Source organism: Streptomyces resistomycificus (assembly GCF_001514265.1).
Taxonomy (GTDB): Bacteria; Actinomycetota; Actinomycetes; order Streptomycetales; family Streptomycetaceae; genus Streptomyces; species Streptomyces resistomycificus.
Genome location: NZ_KQ948997.1, coordinates 62,864 through 79,964, shown reverse-complemented (window position 1 = coordinate 79,964; position 17,101 = coordinate 62,864). Strand labels below are relative to the sequence as shown.

Annotated in this window: 13 protein-coding genes; 4 read left to right on the top strand and 9 right to left on the bottom strand. The window is 71.5% G+C overall.

Annotation, left to right across the window (positions count from 1 at the left end; translation table 11 throughout):
- Positions 1-38: 38 nt before the first annotated feature.
- The 7 genes from murD to rsmH all read right to left on the bottom strand — a co-directional run bounded on the left by murD (position 39) and on the right by rsmH (position 9,165).
- On the bottom strand, positions 39-1,463 hold the full coding sequence (gene murD, locus AQJ84_RS27955) for a UDP-N-acetylmuramoyl-L-alanine--D-glutamate ligase (RefSeq protein ID WP_053191232.1): 1,425 nt from the start codon (positions 1,461-1,463) through the stop codon (positions 39-41).
- Positions 1,445-2,515, bottom strand: coding sequence for a phospho-N-acetylmuramoyl-pentapeptide-transferase (gene mraY / locus AQJ84_RS27950; protein ID WP_030039389.1), 1,071 nt, complete (start codon positions 2,513-2,515; stop codon positions 1,445-1,447). The genes murD and mraY overlap by 19 nt, the downstream gene beginning before the upstream one ends.
- The gene (locus AQJ84_RS27945; RefSeq protein WP_030039388.1) at positions 2,515-3,921 is read right to left on the bottom strand and encodes a UDP-N-acetylmuramoyl-tripeptide--D-alanyl-D-alanine ligase; all 1,407 of its coding nucleotides are present in this window, start codon (positions 3,919-3,921) and stop codon (positions 2,515-2,517) included. Before AQJ84_RS27945 ends, mraY begins: the two co-directional genes overlap by 1 nt.
- Positions 3,922-3,925: 4 nt before the next feature.
- Complete coding sequence (locus AQJ84_RS27940; RefSeq protein ID WP_030039387.1) at positions 3,926-5,446, bottom strand: UDP-N-acetylmuramoyl-L-alanyl-D-glutamate--2,6-diaminopimelate ligase; 1,521 nt, start codon at positions 5,444-5,446, stop codon at positions 3,926-3,928.
- Positions 5,447-5,628: 182 nt separating this feature from the next.
- A complete protein-coding gene (locus AQJ84_RS27935) occupies positions 5,629-7,593 on the bottom strand; it encodes a peptidoglycan D,D-transpeptidase FtsI family protein (RefSeq protein WP_310591767.1) in 1,965 nt (654 codons plus the stop codon).
- 5 nt (positions 7,594-7,598) lie between these two features.
- A complete protein-coding gene (locus AQJ84_RS27930; RefSeq protein WP_078631740.1) occupies positions 7,599-8,171 on the bottom strand; it encodes a septum formation initiator family protein in 573 nt (190 codons plus the stop codon).
- Positions 8,172-8,205: 34 nt separating this feature from the next.
- Complete coding sequence (gene rsmH, locus AQJ84_RS27925) at positions 8,206-9,165, bottom strand: 16S rRNA (cytosine(1402)-N(4))-methyltransferase RsmH (protein WP_078631738.1); 960 nt, start codon at positions 9,163-9,165, stop codon at positions 8,206-8,208.
- Positions 9,166-9,587: 422 nt separating this feature from the next.
- Between rsmH and AQJ84_RS27920 the strand changes: the two genes are divergently transcribed.
- The 4 genes from AQJ84_RS27920 (at position 9,588) to AQJ84_RS27905 (ending at position 15,250) form a co-directional block, all read left to right on the top strand.
- Positions 9,588-10,136 (top strand): beta-class carbonic anhydrase, encoded by a 549-nt coding sequence (locus AQJ84_RS27920; RefSeq protein ID WP_030039382.1) that lies wholly within the window; start codon positions 9,588-9,590, stop codon positions 10,134-10,136.
- Positions 10,137-10,458: 322 nt separating this feature from the next.
- A complete protein-coding gene (locus tag AQJ84_RS27915) occupies positions 10,459-11,496 on the top strand; it encodes an AAA family ATPase (protein ID WP_030039381.1) in 1,038 nt (345 codons plus the stop codon).
- The gene (locus AQJ84_RS27910; protein WP_053191230.1) at positions 11,496-12,860 is read left to right on the top strand and encodes a DUF58 domain-containing protein; all 1,365 of its coding nucleotides are present in this window, start codon (positions 11,496-11,498) and stop codon (positions 12,858-12,860) included. The genes AQJ84_RS27915 and AQJ84_RS27910 overlap by 1 nt, the downstream gene beginning before the upstream one ends.
- The gene (locus tag AQJ84_RS27905) at positions 12,857-15,250 is read left to right on the top strand and encodes a transglutaminase TgpA family protein (protein WP_053191228.1); all 2,394 of its coding nucleotides are present in this window, start codon (positions 12,857-12,859) and stop codon (positions 15,248-15,250) included. The genes AQJ84_RS27910 and AQJ84_RS27905 overlap by 4 nt, the downstream gene beginning before the upstream one ends.
- Positions 15,251-15,487: 237 nt before the next feature.
- Here the strand turns inward: AQJ84_RS27905 and AQJ84_RS27900 are convergent, their stop codons facing one another.
- Both AQJ84_RS27900 and AQJ84_RS27895 read right to left on the bottom strand, forming a co-directional pair.
- The gene (locus AQJ84_RS27900; RefSeq protein ID WP_030039375.1) at positions 15,488-15,892 is read right to left on the bottom strand and encodes a DUF3040 domain-containing protein; all 405 of its coding nucleotides are present in this window, start codon (positions 15,890-15,892) and stop codon (positions 15,488-15,490) included.
- A 275-nt stretch (positions 15,893-16,167) separates the two neighbouring features.
- Positions 16,168-16,938 carry a methyltransferase gene (locus tag AQJ84_RS27895; protein ID WP_030039374.1) on the bottom strand — a complete coding sequence of 257 codons (771 nt, stop codon included), beginning with the start codon at positions 16,936-16,938 and terminating at the stop codon, positions 16,168-16,170.
- Between the last annotated feature and the right edge of the window lie 163 nt (positions 16,939-17,101).

Sequence of the window (17,101 nt, the reverse complement as noted above, 5' to 3'; positions counted from 1 at the left end):
AAGGGTCCCGATGCACCCGCCGTGGCCGAGATCCGCCGTCAGGTGCCCGCGCCGAGTTCGCGAACGGCCTCCGCGAACGCGTCACCGCGCTTGTTGTAGTTGGTGAACATGTCCATGGAGGCACAGGCCGGGGCCAGCAGGACCGTGTCGCCCTCGGCCGCGAGGCGCTTCGCCTCCTGGACTGCCTGGAGCATCGCCCCAGTGTCGGTCCGGTCGAGGTCGACGACGGGTACTTCCGGGGCGTGTCGCGCGAGGGCTTCCCGGATGAGCGCCCGGTCCGCGCCGATCAGGACGACACCGCGAAGTCGCTTTGCCGACTTGGTGACCAGTTCGTCGAAGGTCGCGCCCTTGGCGAGTCCGCCGGCGATCCACACGATCGACTCGTACGCCGCCAACGAGGCTTCCGCCGCGTGCGTGTTGGTGGCCTTGGAGTCGTCGACGTAGGCGACGCCGTCGACGTCCGCCACGTGCGCGATGCGGTGGGCGTCGGGCGTGAAGGCCCGCAGGCCGTCCCGTACGGCTGCCGCGGGCACCCCGAAGGCACGCGCGAGGGCCGCTGCCGCAAGGGCGTTGGCGACGTTGTGCGGGACGGGCGGGTTGACGTCGGAGACCTCGGCGAGCTCCTGGGCGTTCTTGTGCCGGTTCTCCACGAAGGCGCGGTCCACCAGGATGCCGTCCACGACACCGAGTTGGGACGGACCTGGCGTGCCCAGCGTGAAGCCGACGGCCCGGCAGCCCTCCTCGACGTCCGCCTCGCGCACCAGGTCCTCGGTGGCCTTGTCGGCGACGTTGTAGACGCAGGCGACACGATTGCCCTCGTAGACACGACCCTTGTCGGCGGCGTACGCCTCCATGGAGCCGTGCCAGTCGAGGTGGTCGGGCGCCAGGTTCAGCACGACGGCGGAGTGGGCGCGCAGCGAGGGCGCCCAGTGGAGCTGGTAGCTGGACAGCTCCACGGCGAGGACGTCGTACTCCTCCTCGCCGAGGACCGCGTCGAGGAGTGAGACGCCGATGTTGCCGACCGCTGCCGTGCGCAGGCCCGCCGCCTTCAGGATCGAGGCCAGCATCTGCGTGGTGGTCGTCTTGCCGTTGGTGCCGGTGACGGCCAGCCAGGGCGCGGCGTCCGGGCCGCGCAGCCGCCAGGCGAGCTCCACGTCGCCCCAGACCGGCACGCCCGCCTCGTGAGCCGCAGCGAACAGCGGCTTGTCGGGCTTCCAGCCGGGAGCCGTGACGATGAGCTCGGTGCCTTCCGGCAGGGTCGCGCCGTCGCCGAGGCGCACGGTGACGCCCAGGGCCTCCAGTTCGGCGGCCTGGGCGCGGGCGCGCTCGTCGTCGCCGTCGTTGACGACCGTGACGAGAGCACCGCGCGCGTGCAGCGCCCTGGCCGCCGGGATGCCGGAGACGCCGAGGCCTGCGACGGTGACGCGCTTGCCCTGCCAGTCGGTCACTTGTCCGCCGCCCATCCCGCGTAGAAGAGGCCCAGGCCGACGATCACGCAGATGCCCTGGATGATCCAGAAGCGGACCACCACCAATACTTCGGACCAGCCCTTGAGTTCGAAGTGGTGCTGGAGTGGCGCCATGCGGAAGACACGTTTGCCGGTCAGGCGGAAGGAGCCGACCTGGATGACGACCGACATGGTGATGAGGACGAACAGGCCGCCCATGATGGCCACCAGCAGCTCCGTGCGGGAGCAGATGGCCAGGCCCGTGAGGACACCGCCGAGCGCGAGCGAACCGGTGTCACCCATGAAGATCTTGGCGGGTGACGTGTTCCACCACAGGAAGCCCAGGCAGGCCCCCATCAGCGCGGCGGAGATGACGGCGAGGTCGAGCGGGTCGCGCACCTCGTAACAGGCGCCCGGGTTGGTCAGGTTCTCGCCGTTGGCGCAGGACTCCTGGAACTGCCAGACGCCGATGAAGGTGTAGGCGCCGAAGACGAGGACGGAGGCGCCGGTGGCGAGGCCGTCCAGACCGTCCGTCAGGTTCACGCCGTTCGACATCGCGAGGATCATGAACAGCGCCCAGACGACGAACAGCACCGGTCCGATCGTCCAGCCGAAGTCCGTGATGAACGACAGCTTCGTGGAGGCCGGGGTGTTGCCGCGGGCGTCCGCGAACTGCAGCGAGAGCACCGCGAAGCTGATGCCGACGATCAGCTGGCCGGCCATCTTCGCCTTGGCCCTGAGGCCCAGCGAGCGCCGCTTGACGATCTTGATGTAGTCGTCGAGGAAGCCGACCAGGCCCATACCGACCATCAGACCGAGCACCAGCAGGCCGGTGTAGGTCGGGGAGTAGCCGGTGATGGCCTTGGACAGGAAGTACGCGGCGACCGTCGCGAAGATGAAGGCGATACCGCCCATGGTCGGCGTTCCGCGCTTGCTGGCGTGCTCGCGCGGGCCGTCGTCGCGGATGTACTGGCCGTAGCCCTTGCGGGCCAGCAGCTTGATCAGCAGCGGGGTGCCGACCAGGGTCAGGAAGAGGCCAATGACTCCTGCGAACAGGATCTGCTTCATCATCGGGCGGCAACCTCACCCTCGGTGCCGCCGGCGAGCAGCGCCTCGGCGACGCTCTCCAGACCGACCGAACGGGACGCCTTCACGAGTACGACGTCCCCCGGGCGCAACTCGCTGCGCAACAGGTCGACCGCCGCCTGTGCGTCGGACACGTGCACCGACTCCTCACCCCACGAACCCTCGTTATATGCGCCCAGTTGCAGCCAGGACGCTTCCCTGCCCCCGACCGCGACGAGCTTGCCGACATTGAGCCGGACGGCCAGCCGTCCGACCGCGTCGTGCTCGGCGAGCGCCTCGTCCCCGAGCTCGGCCATCTTGCCGAGCACCGCCCAGGTCCGCCGCCCCTTGCCCATGGCCGCGAGCGCGCGCAGGGCGGCTCGCATGGACTCGGGGTTCGCGTTGTAGGCGTCGTTGACGACTGTCACGCCGTCCGGGCGCTCGGTGACCTCCATACGCCAGCGGGAGAGGGAGCCCGCCTCGGAGAGCGCGGTGGCGATCTCAGCTACGGACATGCCCAGTTCGTGGGCGACGGCGGCCGCGGCGAGCGCGTTCGACACGTGGTGCTCACCGTACAGGCGCATGGTCACTTCGCTTGCACCGGAGGGTGTGTGAAGCAGGAAGGCAGGCTGTCCGCTGTCCGTGAGTCTCACGTTCTCGGCGCGTACGTCCGCTTCGCCGGACTCTCCGAAAAGGATCACCTTCGCCTTCGTACGGGACCGCATGGCCCGTACGAGGGGATCGTCGGCGTTGAGGATCGCCGTCCCGTCCTCGGGCAGCCCCTCGACGAGTTCGCCCTTGGCCTGGGCGATCTGCTCCCGGCCGCCGAACTCGCCGATGTGGGCGGTCCCGACGTTGAGCACGAGGCCGATCTTCGGCGGGGTCAGGTCGGCGAGGTAGCGGATGTGGCCGATGCCCCGGGCGCCCATCTCCAGGACGAGGAACCGCGTCTCCTCGGTGGCGCTGAGGGCGGTCAGCGGCAGTCCGATCTCGTTGTTGAGCGAGCCGGGCGTCCACACCGTGGGCGCCTTGTGCTGGAGCACCTGGGCGATCAGGTCCTTGGTGCTGGTCTTGCCGGCGGAGCCGGTGAGGGCGACCAGGGTCGCGCCGAGCCGATGCACGACATGACGTGCGAGGGCGCCGAGGGCCGTCTGGACGTCGTCGACGACGATCGCGGGCACGCCGACGGGGCGCGACGCCAGTACGGCGACCGCGCCCGCCTCGACGACCGCGGCCGCGAAGTCGTGGCCGTCCACGCGCTCGCCGACGAAGGCGACGAAGAGGGTGCCGGGCCGCACCTCACGGGAGTCCCGGACGACCGGTCCGGTGACCTGGACGGACGGATCGGGTATGTCGTGCGTCTGCCCGCCGACGACTGCTGCGATCTCGGCGAGGGAGAGGGCGATCACAAGTTCATCCCTGGGTCTTCTGGATAGCTTCGCGAAGCACCTGGCGGTCGTCGAACGGACGGACCACCCCGGCGATGTCCTGGCCCTGCTCGTGGCCCTTGCCCGCGACCAGCACGGTGTCTCCGGGCCGTGCGCGGGACACGGCGGCGGCGATCGCGGCGGCCCGGTCCTCGAAGACCTGGACCTCGCCGCGCTCGTGTGCCGGTACGGACGCCGCGCCCTGGAGCATGGTGGCGAGGATCGCGAGAGGGTCTTCGGAGCGCGGGTTGTCGGAGGTCAGTACGGCGGTGTCGGCGAGCCGGGCGGCGGCGGCACCCATCGGCATCCGCTTGGTCTTGTCCCGGTCCCCGCCGCAGCCGAGCACGAGGTGCAGGCTGCCCTCGGTGACCTTGCGCAGGGCGCGCAGGACCGATTCGACGGCGTCCGTCTTGTGGGCGTAGTCGACGACCGCGAGGTAGGGCTGCCCCTCGTCCACCCGCTCCAGGCGCCCCGGTACGCCCGGCACGGCGGCGATCCCGTCGGCGGCTGCCTGCGGGTCGAGGCCGGCGGCGGCGAGGGCGACGATCGCGGCGAGGGTGTTGGCCACGTTGAAGGTCCCGGCGAGCGGCGACCTGGCGGTGATCCGCTCCTCCTTGGGGCCGATCACGGTGAACGTCGAGTCCATGGGGCCGCTCTGGACGTCCTGGGCGCGCCAGTCGGCGTCCGGGTGACCCTCGGCGGAGTAGGTGATGACGGGGACGCCGGCCTCCTTGGCCAGCCTGCGTCCGTACTCGTCGTCGACGTTGACGACGCCGAGCCTGCTGCGTTTCGGCGTGAACAGCTGCGCCTTGGCCCGGAAGTAGTCCTCCATGTCGGAGTGGAACTCCATGTGTTCCGGGCTCAGGTTGGTGAAGACGCCGATGTCGAAGACGCAGCCGTCGACCCGGCCGAGCACCAGGGCGTGGCTGGAGACCTCCATGGCGACCGCCTCGACCCCGCGCTCGCGCATGACGGCGAACAGGGCCTGGAGGTCGGTGGCTTCGGGAGTGGTGCGCTCGGACTTGATGCGCTCGTCGCCGATGCGCATCTCGACCGTGCCGATCAGACCGGTCGACCTGGCGGTCTTCAGGCCGCCCTCGACGAGGTAGGCGGTGGTGGTCTTGCCGGAGGTGCCGGTGATGCCGATCTGGAGCAGGTCGCGGCCCGGGCGGCCGTAGATGGTGGCCGCCAGCTCGCCCATGTGCGCGCGCGGGTCGTTGACGACCAGCACCGGGAGGCCGGTCGCGGCGGCCCGTTCGGCGCCCGTGGGGTCGGTCAGCACGGCGACCGCGCCGAGGCCCGCGGCCTGGGTGACGAAGTCGGCGCCGTGCAGACGGGCGCCCGGGAGGGCGGCGTACACGTCGCCGGGGCGGACGGCACGCGAGTCGTGGGTGATGCCCGTGACTCCCGCGCCGGTCCGTGGCGCTTCGGCACCCAGCTGGTCGGCGAGTTCCGCGAGGGGTGTGGCGGAGACCCGCATCGGCCGGGGCGGTCCGGGATATGTCACGGGTGCGCCCTTATGGGTGGTTTGGGACTGATCAGCGTGTGGCACGGCGGTGAGCGTACCGGGCGTACCCGCCTGGGGGCGAAGTGAGGGGCCGGGCTCGCCCGGGTTGCCGGAATGAGGGGTGATCGTCGTCACGAGCTGTTCCTGGGGGGTCCGTGCTGAACAGTGCTGAACAGTGCTGGTCAGGGTTTGAAGGCGACCGGCAGCTTCGCGGCCGGGGCGCCGGTGGGCGGTACCTGGAGGGTCTTCAGGGCGAACTCCATCACCTGCTTGTAGACGGGGCCGCAGATCTGGCCGCCGAAGTAGCTGCCCTCGGTGGCGTTCTGGATCGCGCAGTAGACGGTGACGCGGGGCTTGTCGGCGGGCGCGAACCCGGCGAACGACGAGGTGTATCCCTTGTACTTGCCGGTGTCCGGATCCACGCGGTTCGCCGTGCCCGTCTTGCCCGCGACCCGGTACCCGGGAATGCGCGCCTTGGTGCCGGTGCCCTCCGCGTCGTCCACGACGGACTCCAGCATCCGGGCGAGGGTCTTGGCCGTCTTCGCGCTGACGACCCTTGTCTGCTTTGGCTTCTCGGCCGGAGTGAAGGCTCCATCGGGCCCCTTGGTGCCGCGGACGATCGTGGGTTGGACCCGTACGCCGCCGTTGGCGATCGTCGAGTAGACGGACGCCGCCTGCATCGCGTTGATGGACACGCCCTGGCCGAAAGGAATCGTGTACTGCTGCGAGGTCGACCACTCGTCGGGCGCGGCGAGGATGCCCGGCGTCTCGCCGGGGAAGCCCAGCCCGGTGTAGCTGCCGAGGCCGAACTTGCGCAGGTACGAGTAGAGGACCTGGTTGGCCGCCTTCTGTGTCTTGCCGAGCTGGCCGGTGGCCAGGATGGTGCCGATGTTGCTGGACTTGGCGAGCACGCCGTTGAGCGTGAGGTACCAGGTCGGGTGGTCGATGTCGTCCTTGAAGAGCCGATCGCCGCGGTGCAGCCGGTTGGGTACGACGACGTGCGTGTCGGGCGTGGCGACGTTCTCCTCCAGTACGGCGGCCATCGACATCACCTTCGCGGTGGAGCCGGGCTCGAAGGCGTCCTGGAGCGCCGCGTTGCCCATGTTCAGCGAACTGGCCTTGGACAGGTCGTTCGGGTCGAAGCCGGGCGAGTTGGCCATGGCGAGGATCTCGCCGGTCCGCGTGTCCTGCACTATCACGTACCCGCGGTCCGCCTTGGACTCCTTCACCTGCTCGGTGATCGCGTTCTGGGCGGCCCACTGGATGTCGCGGTCGATGGTGAGCTCGACGTCGCTGCCGGGCACCGCGGGCGTCTCGGTGGAGCCCACCGTCGGCACCTGCCGGCCCCCGGACTGGGCGTAACGGATCTTGCCGTCCTTGCCGGCCAGCAGCTTGTTCAGTTGCTGCTCGACCCCGCCGCCGCCCTTGCCGTCGGCGTTGACCCAGCCCAGTATCCCGGCGGCGAGGTCTCCGTTCGGGTACACGCGCTTGCTGGTGGGGACGGCGAGGACGCCCGCGAGGACGTTGGCCGTGCCCGCGTCGCTCTCGGCCTTGGTGGCCAGCGCGGACTTCAGGTCCTTGATCTGCTTCCAGACCTGCGGGGTCTGGCGGTTGGCGAGCACGACATAGCGGAGGTTGCGGTCGGCCGGCCTGAGCTTCTTGACGAGGGTTTCCTGGTCCTGCCCGAGGATCGGGGCGAGCAGGGCGGCCGCCTGCTCGGGCCCGTCGTCGATCTTCAGCTGCTTGCGGTTGAACAGTGTGGGGTCCGCGGTGATGTTGTACGCGTCCACGCTGGTCGCCAGGGCCACCCCGTCCCGGTCGGTGATCCCGCCGCGCTCGGCGGCCAGGGTGTAGCCGACGTACCGGTTCTGCTCGGCCTTGGCCGCGTAGGTGCTGGCGTCGACGGCCTGCACCTGGAGCAGTCGCACGACGAAGGCGATCAGCACCAGGGTCAGCGCGAGGCCGACCATGCGCAGCCGCGGGCGGGGGCTGCCCAGCCGGATGACCTTGGGGGCCGCGGGGCGGGCAGCCGCCGGGCGGCGGGCCGGGCGGGCGCCCGGACCCGGACGTCGGCCGGCGGAGCGGGAGGGACGCTCGGGGCGTGCGGGTCCGGGCACGCGGCGGCGCGGCGGTTGCCTGTCGGACACTTCCGTCACCTGCCGGAGGTCGGGGGCGTGGGGGTCTGGGCGGGTTGCGCGGGGTCGAAGGGCCGCACGGGCTCGACCTGCTGTGGCCGGACGCCCTGCGGCGCGTCGGCCGACGGCGTCGGGGTGGGGGCCGGGGTCGGTACGGTCACGTTCTCGATCGCCTCGGGAGCGAGGACGAGCGGCGTGAACGCGGAAGCCGACCGGGCCGCGGAGGCGGGGCTAGGTACGCCCCTGACGGTGCCGTCGGGGTCGAGGAAGGCCGGGTCGCCACCGGGGACCATGCCGAGCTCGCGGGCGCGGCGCTGGAGGGCCTCGGGGGCGGAGTAGGCGTCGATGTCCCGCTGGAGCGCCTGTTCCTCGTCGGTGAGGGTCTTGGTCTCCTTCTGGAGGTCGTCGAGCTTGAACGAGCCCTCGCTGAGCGCCGAGTTCAGCACCAGCAGCCCGATGAGACCGCCGCCGAGGAGCAGGACGACGAGGAGCACGAAGGGAGTGCGGGCCGCCTGCCCGGAGCCCGTCGATCCCGGAATGAGCCGCGCGAGCCGGGCGGCCCGGCCCCTCAGCTGGGGTTTCGTACCCACTCGCCCTCCCCCGGAGTCCGCTTCCCCAACCCGCTCACTCGATGTCCTCCCTGATGCGCTCGGCCCCGCGCAGTCGCGCCGGTGCGGCCCGCCGGTTCTCGGCGACCTCTTCCTCGGTGGGAAGTTCGGCACCGCGCGTCAGCAGCTTGAGCCGGGGCTGGTACCGCTCGGGGACGACGGGCAGCCCGGGCGGGGCGGTGGTGGCGGCACCGGCCGCGAACACCTGCTTGACCAGCCGGTCCTCCAGCGAGTGGTACGACAGCACGGCGATGCGTCCGCCGACGTCGAGGGCCTTCACGGCCGCCGGGATCGCCCGCTCCAACACCGAGAGCTCGCCGTTGACCTCGATACGCAGGGCCTGGAAGGTGCGCTTGGCCGGGTTGCCGCCGGTGCGCTTGGCCGCCTGGGGCAGCGAGTCCCGGATGAGCTCGACCAGCCGCGCGCTGTTGGCGAACGGCTCCTTCTCGCGTTCGCGTACGACCGCCGACACGATGCGCTTGGCCTGCTTCTCCTCGCCGTACGCCCTCAGGATCCGCACGAGCTCGCCGGGCGGGTAGGTGTTGAGGACCTCGGCGGCGCTCATGCCGGTCGTCTGGTCCATGCGCATGTCGAGCGGGGCGTCCTGGGCGTAGGCGAAGCCGCGGTCTGCCTCGTCGAGCTGCATGGAGGAGACACCGAGGTCGAAGAGGACGCCCTGCACGCGCGCGATGCCGAGCCGGTCCAGGACCTCGGGCAGCTCGTCGTAGACCGCGTGCACGAGGGTGGCGCGCTCCCCGTAGGCCGCCAGGCGCTCGCCGGACAGCCGCAGGGCCTCCTTGTCGCGGTCGAGCGCGACGAGCCGGACCTCCGGGAACCGCGCCAGCAGGGCCTCACTGTGACCGCCCAGGCCGAGGGTGCAGTCGACGACCACCGCTCGCGGCCGCTCCACCAGAGCGGGGGCCAACATGTCCAGGCACCGCTGGAGCATCACCGGGACGTGTCGACTCTGGCTCAAGGGGCCCTCTCAGGTCCGGCGCGGGCGCCGTACGCACCGCCGGGTCCCCGCCCGCTCGTGAAGGGGAGGGCCTGCCGGCGCCGAAAGCGTCAGCCGGCCGGGAGCGGGAGGAGGCCGAGCCGTACGTACGCGCCGCGCACGTGGGGAGATCTCCGCAAAATCGCCGGAGTCTCCGGGGAATTCAGTCCGCAGGGAGGCCTCGCCTCCCGCTTCGCGTCACTTTAGTCCACGGTGTCGCGCGGTCAATCAACCGGCCTGCGCGTCGCGCACCCGGCTGCCGGCGAAGCGACGAATCCGGAAGAATCACTCGTGCGGTGGCTCTCACGCCACCCGTGTGGATTAGCTCACAACAAGGATCATTGACGTTCTTTGTCCTCTCTCACAGCGGGCCGGGACCGGAGGTGACCAGTACCGTCATGGGTATGACGACTTCCGCATCGGTTCCCGCAGGTCCCGAGGCCGCCATAGTCACCGGCGGCACTGTCACCGACCGTCTGGTCGAGGCGAACGAGCGCTACGCCGACGCCTTCACCGACCCGGGTATGGACGCCCGTCCCGTGCTGCACGTCGCCGTGGTGGCCTGCATGGACGCCCGTCTCGACCTGCACGCCGCGCTCGGCCTGGAGCTCGGCGACTGTCACACCATCCGCAACGCCGGCGGTGTCGTCACCGACGACGTGATCCGCTCGCTCACCATCAGCCAGCGCAAGCTCGGCACGCGGAGCGTCGTCCTCATCCACCACACCGGCTGCGGTCTGGAGGCGATCACCGAGGACTTCCGCACCGACCTGGAGATGGAGGTCGGCCAGCGTCCCGCCTGGGCGGTGGAGTCCTTCCGGGACGTCGACCAGGACGTCCGGCAGTCGATGCAGCGCGTGCGGACCTCGCCCTTCCTGCTGCACACCGACGACGTCCGCGGGTTCGTCTTCGACGTGAAGACCGGACTGCTGCGCGAGATCGACCCCTCGTAGACCTCGCACAGGCCTCTTCAGGCCCCTCGCAGGTCCTCACGCAGGCCCCTCACAGGCCCTCCCCGGACCCCCGTGAACCCCGCGCGATCGCCGCCCAACCTGTCGTTCAGCTGTTGATTTCGGGCCTGAGACTGCCCAAAACACCCTAAGACCCGACATAGTGCGGGCAGTTGTCCACAGGCGAGTGACACGAATCGGTAACGGCAGCAAGAATGCGGGTGTGGCGTCGCGCGGAACTTTTCACGCGTGGTGTCCGTGATTCGGGGTGGGCCGGTCGCGCATCGAGCGCGCCGGCCGGAAAGAACGGGCCGAGGAGGGCCGGGTGACGACCTATGACGATCGAGCGAGCCTCACTGATCTGACCGCCACTGTGGAGCGAGTCCGCAGTTCGGTGGAGGGTGTGATCGAGGGCAAGCCCGAGGTCGTACGGCTTTCGCTGACCGTACTGCTCGCCGAGGGACATCTTCTGATCGAGGATGTCCCCGGCGTCGGCAAGACCATGCTGGCCAAGGCGCTGGCGCGTTCCATCGACTGTTCGGTGCGGCGCATCCAGTTCACTCCCGACCTGCTCCCGTCGGACATCACGGGTGTGTCGATCTGGGACCAGCAGCGCCGGGACTTCGAGTTCAAGCCGGGTGCGATCTTCGCGCAGATCGTGATCGGCGACGAGATCAACCGCGCCTCGCCGAAGACCCAGTCCGCGCTGCTGGAGTCCATGGAGGAGCGGCAGGTCACCATCGACGGCCAGACCTACGAGCTGCCCAGCCCCTTCATGGTGGTCGCCACGCAGAACCCGGTCGAGATGGAGGGCACCTACCCGCTGCCGGAGGCCCAGCGCGACCGCTTCATGGCCCGCGTCTCCATCGGGTACCCGAGCGCCGAGGCCGAGCTGCAGATGCTCGACATCCACGGCGGGGCGAGCCCTCTGGACGACCTCCAGCCGGTGGCGCACGCGCACGACGTGGTGAAGCTGATCGACGCCGTCCGAGGCGTCCACGTCGCCGACACGGTCCGGCGGTACGCGGTGGACCTGGTCGCCGCCACCCGCACTCACCCCGACCTGAGACTCGGCGCCTCCCCGCGCGCGACGCTGCACCTGCTGCGCGCGGCGAAGGCGTCCGCCGCCCTCAGCGGCCGGGAGTACGCGCTGCCGGACGACGTGCAGGCACTCGCCGTCGCCGTCCTGGCCCACCGGCTGCTGCCCACCGCCCAGGCGCAGCTGAACCGCCGCACCTCGGAGCAGGTCGTGCAGGAGATCCTGCAGCACACCCCGGTGCCCGCGGCCGGGCCCCAGCAGGGCGGCATCGGCCTGGGCCGCACCGCGCCGGCCTACGGCCAGCAGCCGCCGCGGAGGCTGTGATGACCGCCGGGGGAACCGGGCACGCGGAGGTCGACCGGGGCGACAAGGGCGGTGTGCGCACGGCTCTGGCCGGTCTGACCACCCGCGGCCGCTCCTTCTTCGCGGCGGGCATCGCCGCGGCCGTCTGCGCCTACGTCCTCGGGCAGAGCGACCTGCTGCGCGTCGGACTGCTGCTCGCCGTGCTGCCCCTGCTGTGCGCCGCCGTGCTCTACCGCACGCGCTACCGGGTGGCCGGCAGCCGTCGGCTCTCCCCCGCGCGGGTGCCGGCCGGCAGCGAGGCCCGTGTCCATCTGCGGATGGACAACGTCTCGCGGCTGCCCACCGGCCTGCTGATGCTCCAGGACCGGGTGCCGTACGTCCTCGGCCCCCGTCCCCGCTTCGTGCTGGACCGGGTCGAGCCGGGCGGCCGCCGCGAGGTGTCCTACCGGGTCCGCTCCGACCTGCGCGGCCGCTATCCGCTGGGTCCGCTGCAACTGCGTCTGACCGACCCGTTCGGGATGTGCGAGCTGACCCGGTCCTTCTCGACGTACGACACCCTGACGGTCATCCCGCGCGTGGAGCCGCTGCCGCCGGTGCGGCTGACCGGCGAGGCGAAAGGATACGGCGACGGGCGGCAGCGCTCGCTCGCCCTGGCCGGCGAGGACGACGTCATCCCGCGCGGCTACCGCTACGGCGACGACCTGCGCCGGGTCCACTGGCGCTCCACCGCACGCTACGGCGAGCTGATGGTGCGCCGCGAGGAGCAGCCCCAGCGCTCCCGCTGCACGGTGCTCCTGGACACCCGGGGCCTCGCCTTCCAGGGCGCGGGCCCCGAATCCGCCTTCGAGTGGGCCGTGGCCGGCACCGCGTCCGTCCTGGTGCACATGCTCGAGCGAGGTTTCTCGGTACGTCTGCTGACGGACACCGGCAACTCGGTGCCCGGCGAGGGCGCCGACGGGTTCGCGGGCGCGAGCCAGGAGTCGGCGGACGCGGCCGGGTTGATGATGGACACCCTCGCGGTGATCGACCACTCGGACGGCACCGGCCTGTCGAGGGCGTACGACGTGCTGCGCGGTGGGAACGAGGGGCTGCTGGTGGCGTTCTTCGGCGACCTCGACGAGGAACAGGCCGCGGTGGCCGCCAAGATGCGCCAGCGCAGCGGCGGCGCGGTCGCCTTCCTGCTGGAGAGTGACTCATGGGTGCGGGAACCGAGCGATGTGCCCGGCCCGTCGGACCGGAGCGGGGAACGGCTGCGGATGCTGCGTGAGGCGGGCTGGACGGCACTGAGCGTGCCACGGGGCGCTCCTGTGGACGAGCTGTGGCGTCAGGCGGACCGGGACCGGACGGGCGTCGGCGCGGCTGGCGTCGGGGAGGGGTCGGCATGAGCGGACGGGCACGACTGGCGCTGTGCGCCTGGGCGGCCACGCTGATGGCGGCGTGTGCCCTGCTGCCGCTGGTCGAGCCGGTCACCTGGCTCCTGCAGGCGGCGTTCCTGCTCGGCGTGCAGACGGCCGTGGGCGCGGCGACCCGGCGGATACCGCTGGCCCGGCCGCTGACCGTGGCCGCGCAGACCCTGGTCACGCTGGTGCTGCTGACCCTTCTGTTCGCCCGTGAGCAGGCCTTCTTCGGGCTGCTGCCCGGGCCGGACGCCTTCGTGCACTTCGCCGACCTGTTGCGGCAGGGCACCGACGACATCGCGCGGTACGCGATTCCGGCGCCGCTGTCCTCTGACGGCATCCGACTGATGATCATCGGCGGGGTGCTGGTGATCGGGCTGGCGGTGGACACGCTCGCGGTGACCTTCCGCAGCGCGGCTCCGGCCGGACTGCCGCTGCTCGCGCTGTACTCCGTGGCCGCCGGGCTGTCCGACGGCGCCGCCGACTGGCTGTGGTTCCTGGTCGGGGCGGCCGGCTATCTGCTGCTGCTCCTGGCCGAGGGGCGGGAGCGGCTCTCGCAGTGGGGCCGGGTCTTCGGCGCGGCACCGCGCACGCCGGGCGGCGACGCCGGCGGGCCGGTGGCCCCGGTCCGCACCGGCCGCCGTATCGGTGTGGTCGCGCTGGGCGTCGCCCTCGTGGTGCCCCTCGCCCTGCCGGCGATGAACGGCGGTCTGCTGGACGCGGCCGGGGCGGGCGTGGGCTCCGGCAGCGGGGGCGGGGGCACGATCTCGGCGGTGAACCCGCTGGTGACCCTGCGGGACAGTCTTAACGTGGACGAGGACAGCCAGGTCCTGTCGCTGAAGACCGACGACAACACCGACGTCTCGAGCCTCTACCTGCGGATAGTCTCCCTGGACGACTTCGACGGCACCACCTGGAAGCCGTCCAAGCGGTCCATCACGGGGGTGCCGGACGGCGCGTTCCCGACGCCGATCGGCCTCGGCCCGGACGTCAAACGCACGGAGATCGACACCGTCGTCACAGCGTCCCGCGACTACGCCCAGAACTGGCTGCCGATGCCGTACCCGCCCAGCGGCGTCAGGATCGACGGCAACTGGCGCTACGAGCCCGAGGGCATGACCCTGGTCGGCGACCACGGCCAGACCACGCGCGGTGTGACCTACGAGGTGAAGAGCCTGGAGGTGCAGCCCACGGCCGAGCAGCTCTCTTCGGCACCGAAACCGTCCGCGGCCATGGAGCGCGAGTACACCGAGCTGCCGGACTCGCTGCCGTCGGTGGTGGCCGACACCGCTCGCGAGGTCACCTCGGGCGCCAAGAACCCCTACGAGCAGGCGGTCGCGCTCCAGGACTACTTCTCCGTGACCGGCGGCTTCGAGTACGACACCCAGGTGAACGTGGGCAGCGGCTCGCAGGCCATCGCCCGCTTCCTCAGGGACAAGCAGGGCTTCTGCGTCCACTTCTCCTTCGCGATGGCGGCCATGGCCCGGTCCCTAGGCATCCCGGCCCGGGTCGCGGTGGGCTTCGCGCCGGGGTCCCCGCAGGCGGACGGTTCGGTCTCGGTGGGGCTGAAGGACGCCCACGCCTGGCCCGAGCTGTACTTCGAGGGCGTGGGCTGGACCCGCTTCGAGCCGACCCCGAACCGTGGTTCGGTGCCGTCGTACACCGTGCCGGACGTGCCCGGCAGCAACCTTCCGGATGTGGAGCTGCCCTCCCAGGCTGCGTCCACGGCGCCCTCCGCCGCGCCGTCGGCGAGCGAGAGCTGCACGGCGGAGCAGAAGAAGCTGGAGGCGTGTGAGAGCGAGGCCCCGCTGGCCGCGGCCGGCGGCGGTGGCGACGGCCCGAAGTGGTGGGTGGCCCTGTTGTGGGCGCTGGGTGGGCTCGCCGTTCTGGTGCTCCCCGTCGCGCCGATGCTGGGGCGGCTGCGCACCCGGGCCGTCCGGCTGGGCGGGCACGGCCGCTCGGAGGCGGACGCGGTGCCGCACACGCTCGCGGTCTGGCAGGAGTTGACCGACACGGCGTGGGATCACGGGATCCTGCCGGACGAGTCGCAGACTCCGCGCAAGGCGGCCGCCCGGATCGTCAGGCTCGGCCACCTCGACCCGACCGCGGCGGCCGCGGTGCACCGCGTGGCGGACGCCGTCGAACAGGTGCTCTACGCGCCGCGGCCCCGTCAGACGGCGGGGCTCGCGGAGGACGTCCGTCAGGTCGTGGCCGGGCTGCGGAGCACGGTCAGCCGGGGCACGAGGCTGCGTGCGACGCTCGCTCCTCGTTCCACCGCACGAGTGGTGTGGGCGATGTCGGAGTGGTGGGCGGGCGTCACGGCCCGCGCGGCGGCGGCCCGGCCAAGCCTGCGCAAGCCGTCGAGTCAGCACAGCTGAGCATCGGCCACGTCGCACGGTACGCGGCGGGCCCCGGACCGCGTCATGGTCCGGGGCCCGCCGCGTTCCGCGTGTGTGACTCGGCCATCGGCGCATGAGGCGGCCGCGGGCCGAGGGGGCCGACGTGTCCGCGCGGCCGGTCACCCGTCGCAGATCATCCGAACGGGGACGTGCGTGAGGGGGTGACCACCAAAGCGGTGGTCACCCCCTCACGCAAGGTGCGTGCTGTTCGTCGGGCTAATGGCCCTGTTGTTCGTCGCGGCGCTTCTGCCAGCGCTGCTCGATCCGGTCCATCATGGAGCGCCGCTGCCGTCCCTGGCGGCGGCCCTGAGGACCACCGGCCGGGCCACCGGCGGGCTGTTCGCCCGGCTTGGGGGCCTTACGCCAGCCGGTCACCGCGAGTACCGCACAGCCGAGCATGACCAGGAAGCCGACCACGCTGAGCCAGACCTGCTTGGCGACCATTCCTGCCATGAGGAGCGCGATACCCACGAGGAAGCCCGCGACCGCTTGGTAGACCCGTCGCCGGGTGTACGTACGCAGCCCGCTTCCCTCAAGCGCTGTCGCGAACTTGGGATCTTCGGCGTACAGCGCTCGCTCCATCTGCTCGAGCATTCGCTGCTCGTGCTCCGAGAGCGGCACGGAGTCCTCCTCATCGTGCAGTCGCCGGGGCGACCCGGGGGTCCCTTCAGGATAGGCAGGGAATCGCCCCCGTGAAACCCGCCCCTCTACGCCAATTGGCCAACCGAATCCGCCATGAGCGTCTCGGCTCGCTGAAGATTCCATTCCCCAGCAGCCGACCCGTCATGCCGGGTGGTCTCCCTCGATCATACGGCGCACCGCGCCCGATCGGGGGGCCTGTGGCGTACTCCATGTGCACCCAAGTACCTGATCAGCAGCACGGCACGGGAGCGCGCTCAGCCCTCGGCGGTCCCCGCGGTCTCCCCGAGCACATGAAGCTGCGTGGCCACGGAGTGGAAAGCCGGAAGTTCGGCCGCCGCCTCCTCCAGCTTCAGCAGCGCCTCCACCGCGCCGGGCTCGGTGTCGACGAGCACGCCGGGTACGAGGTCGGCGAAGACACGCACGCCGTGCACGGCGCCGACCGTGAGGCCCGCTCCCTCGACCAGCCGGGTGAGCTGCTCGGCGGTGAAGCGGTGCGGGACGGGGTCGCCGTCGCCCCAGCGGCCGTTCGGGTCGTCGAGGGCCTGCTTGGCCTCCTTGAAGTGACCGGCGAGGGCCCGGGAGAGGACGGCGCCGCCCAGACCGGCGGCGAGCAGGCTGAGAACGCCCTCGGACCGCAGCGCGGCCACCGTGTTGCGGACGCCCTCGGCCGGGTCGTCCACGTACTCCAGGACGCCGTGGCACAGCACCACGTCGTAGCCGCCGCGCTCGACCACGTCGAAGAGGCCGTGCGCGTCGCCCTGGACGCCGCGCACCCGCTCGGCGACGCCGGCTTCGGCGGCGCGGCGCTCCAGGGCGAACAGCGCGTTGGGGCTGGGGTCGACGACGGTGACCTTGTGGCCGAGGCGGGCCAGGGGCACGGCGAAGTTGCCGCTGCCACCTCCGGTGTCGAGGACGTCCAGCGCCTGACGACCCGTGGCCTTGACCCGGCGGTCGAGGGCGTCCTGGAGGACCTCCCAGACCACGGCGGTACGGAGAGAGGCGCGGGGGCGCATCGGGTCCGACACGGCAGTTGACTCCTCGGCGCGGCACCGCCGCTGGCACGGCGGCGCGAACGAAACGGGGGCGCCTCCCCGCCCCGGGTGCCGGGACTGGGAAGGCTTCAGGCGCTGTCCACCCTATTGCCTCCGCCGCCCCGGCCCTCACCGCGGTGTCGTGCCCGCCGGGGCG

Excerpts from the sequence above, each read along its gene's own strand:
- murD (WP_053191232.1), bottom strand. The coding sequence starts at position 1,463 with ATGGGCGGCGGACAAGTGACCGACTGGCAGGGCAAGCGCGTCACCGTC.
- mraY (WP_030039389.1), bottom strand. The coding sequence starts at position 2,515 with ATGAAGCAGATCCTGTTCGCAGGAGTCATTGGCCTCTTCCTGACCCTG.
- AQJ84_RS27920 (WP_030039382.1), top strand. The coding sequence starts at position 9,588 with ATGACGACTTCCGCATCGGTTCCCGCAGGTCCCGAGGCCGCCATAGTC.
- AQJ84_RS27910 (WP_053191230.1), top strand. The coding sequence starts at position 11,496 with ATGACCGCCGGGGGAACCGGGCACGCGGAGGTCGACCGGGGCGACAAG.
- AQJ84_RS27905 (WP_053191228.1), top strand. The coding sequence starts at position 12,857 with ATGAGCGGACGGGCACGACTGGCGCTGTGCGCCTGGGCGGCCACGCTG.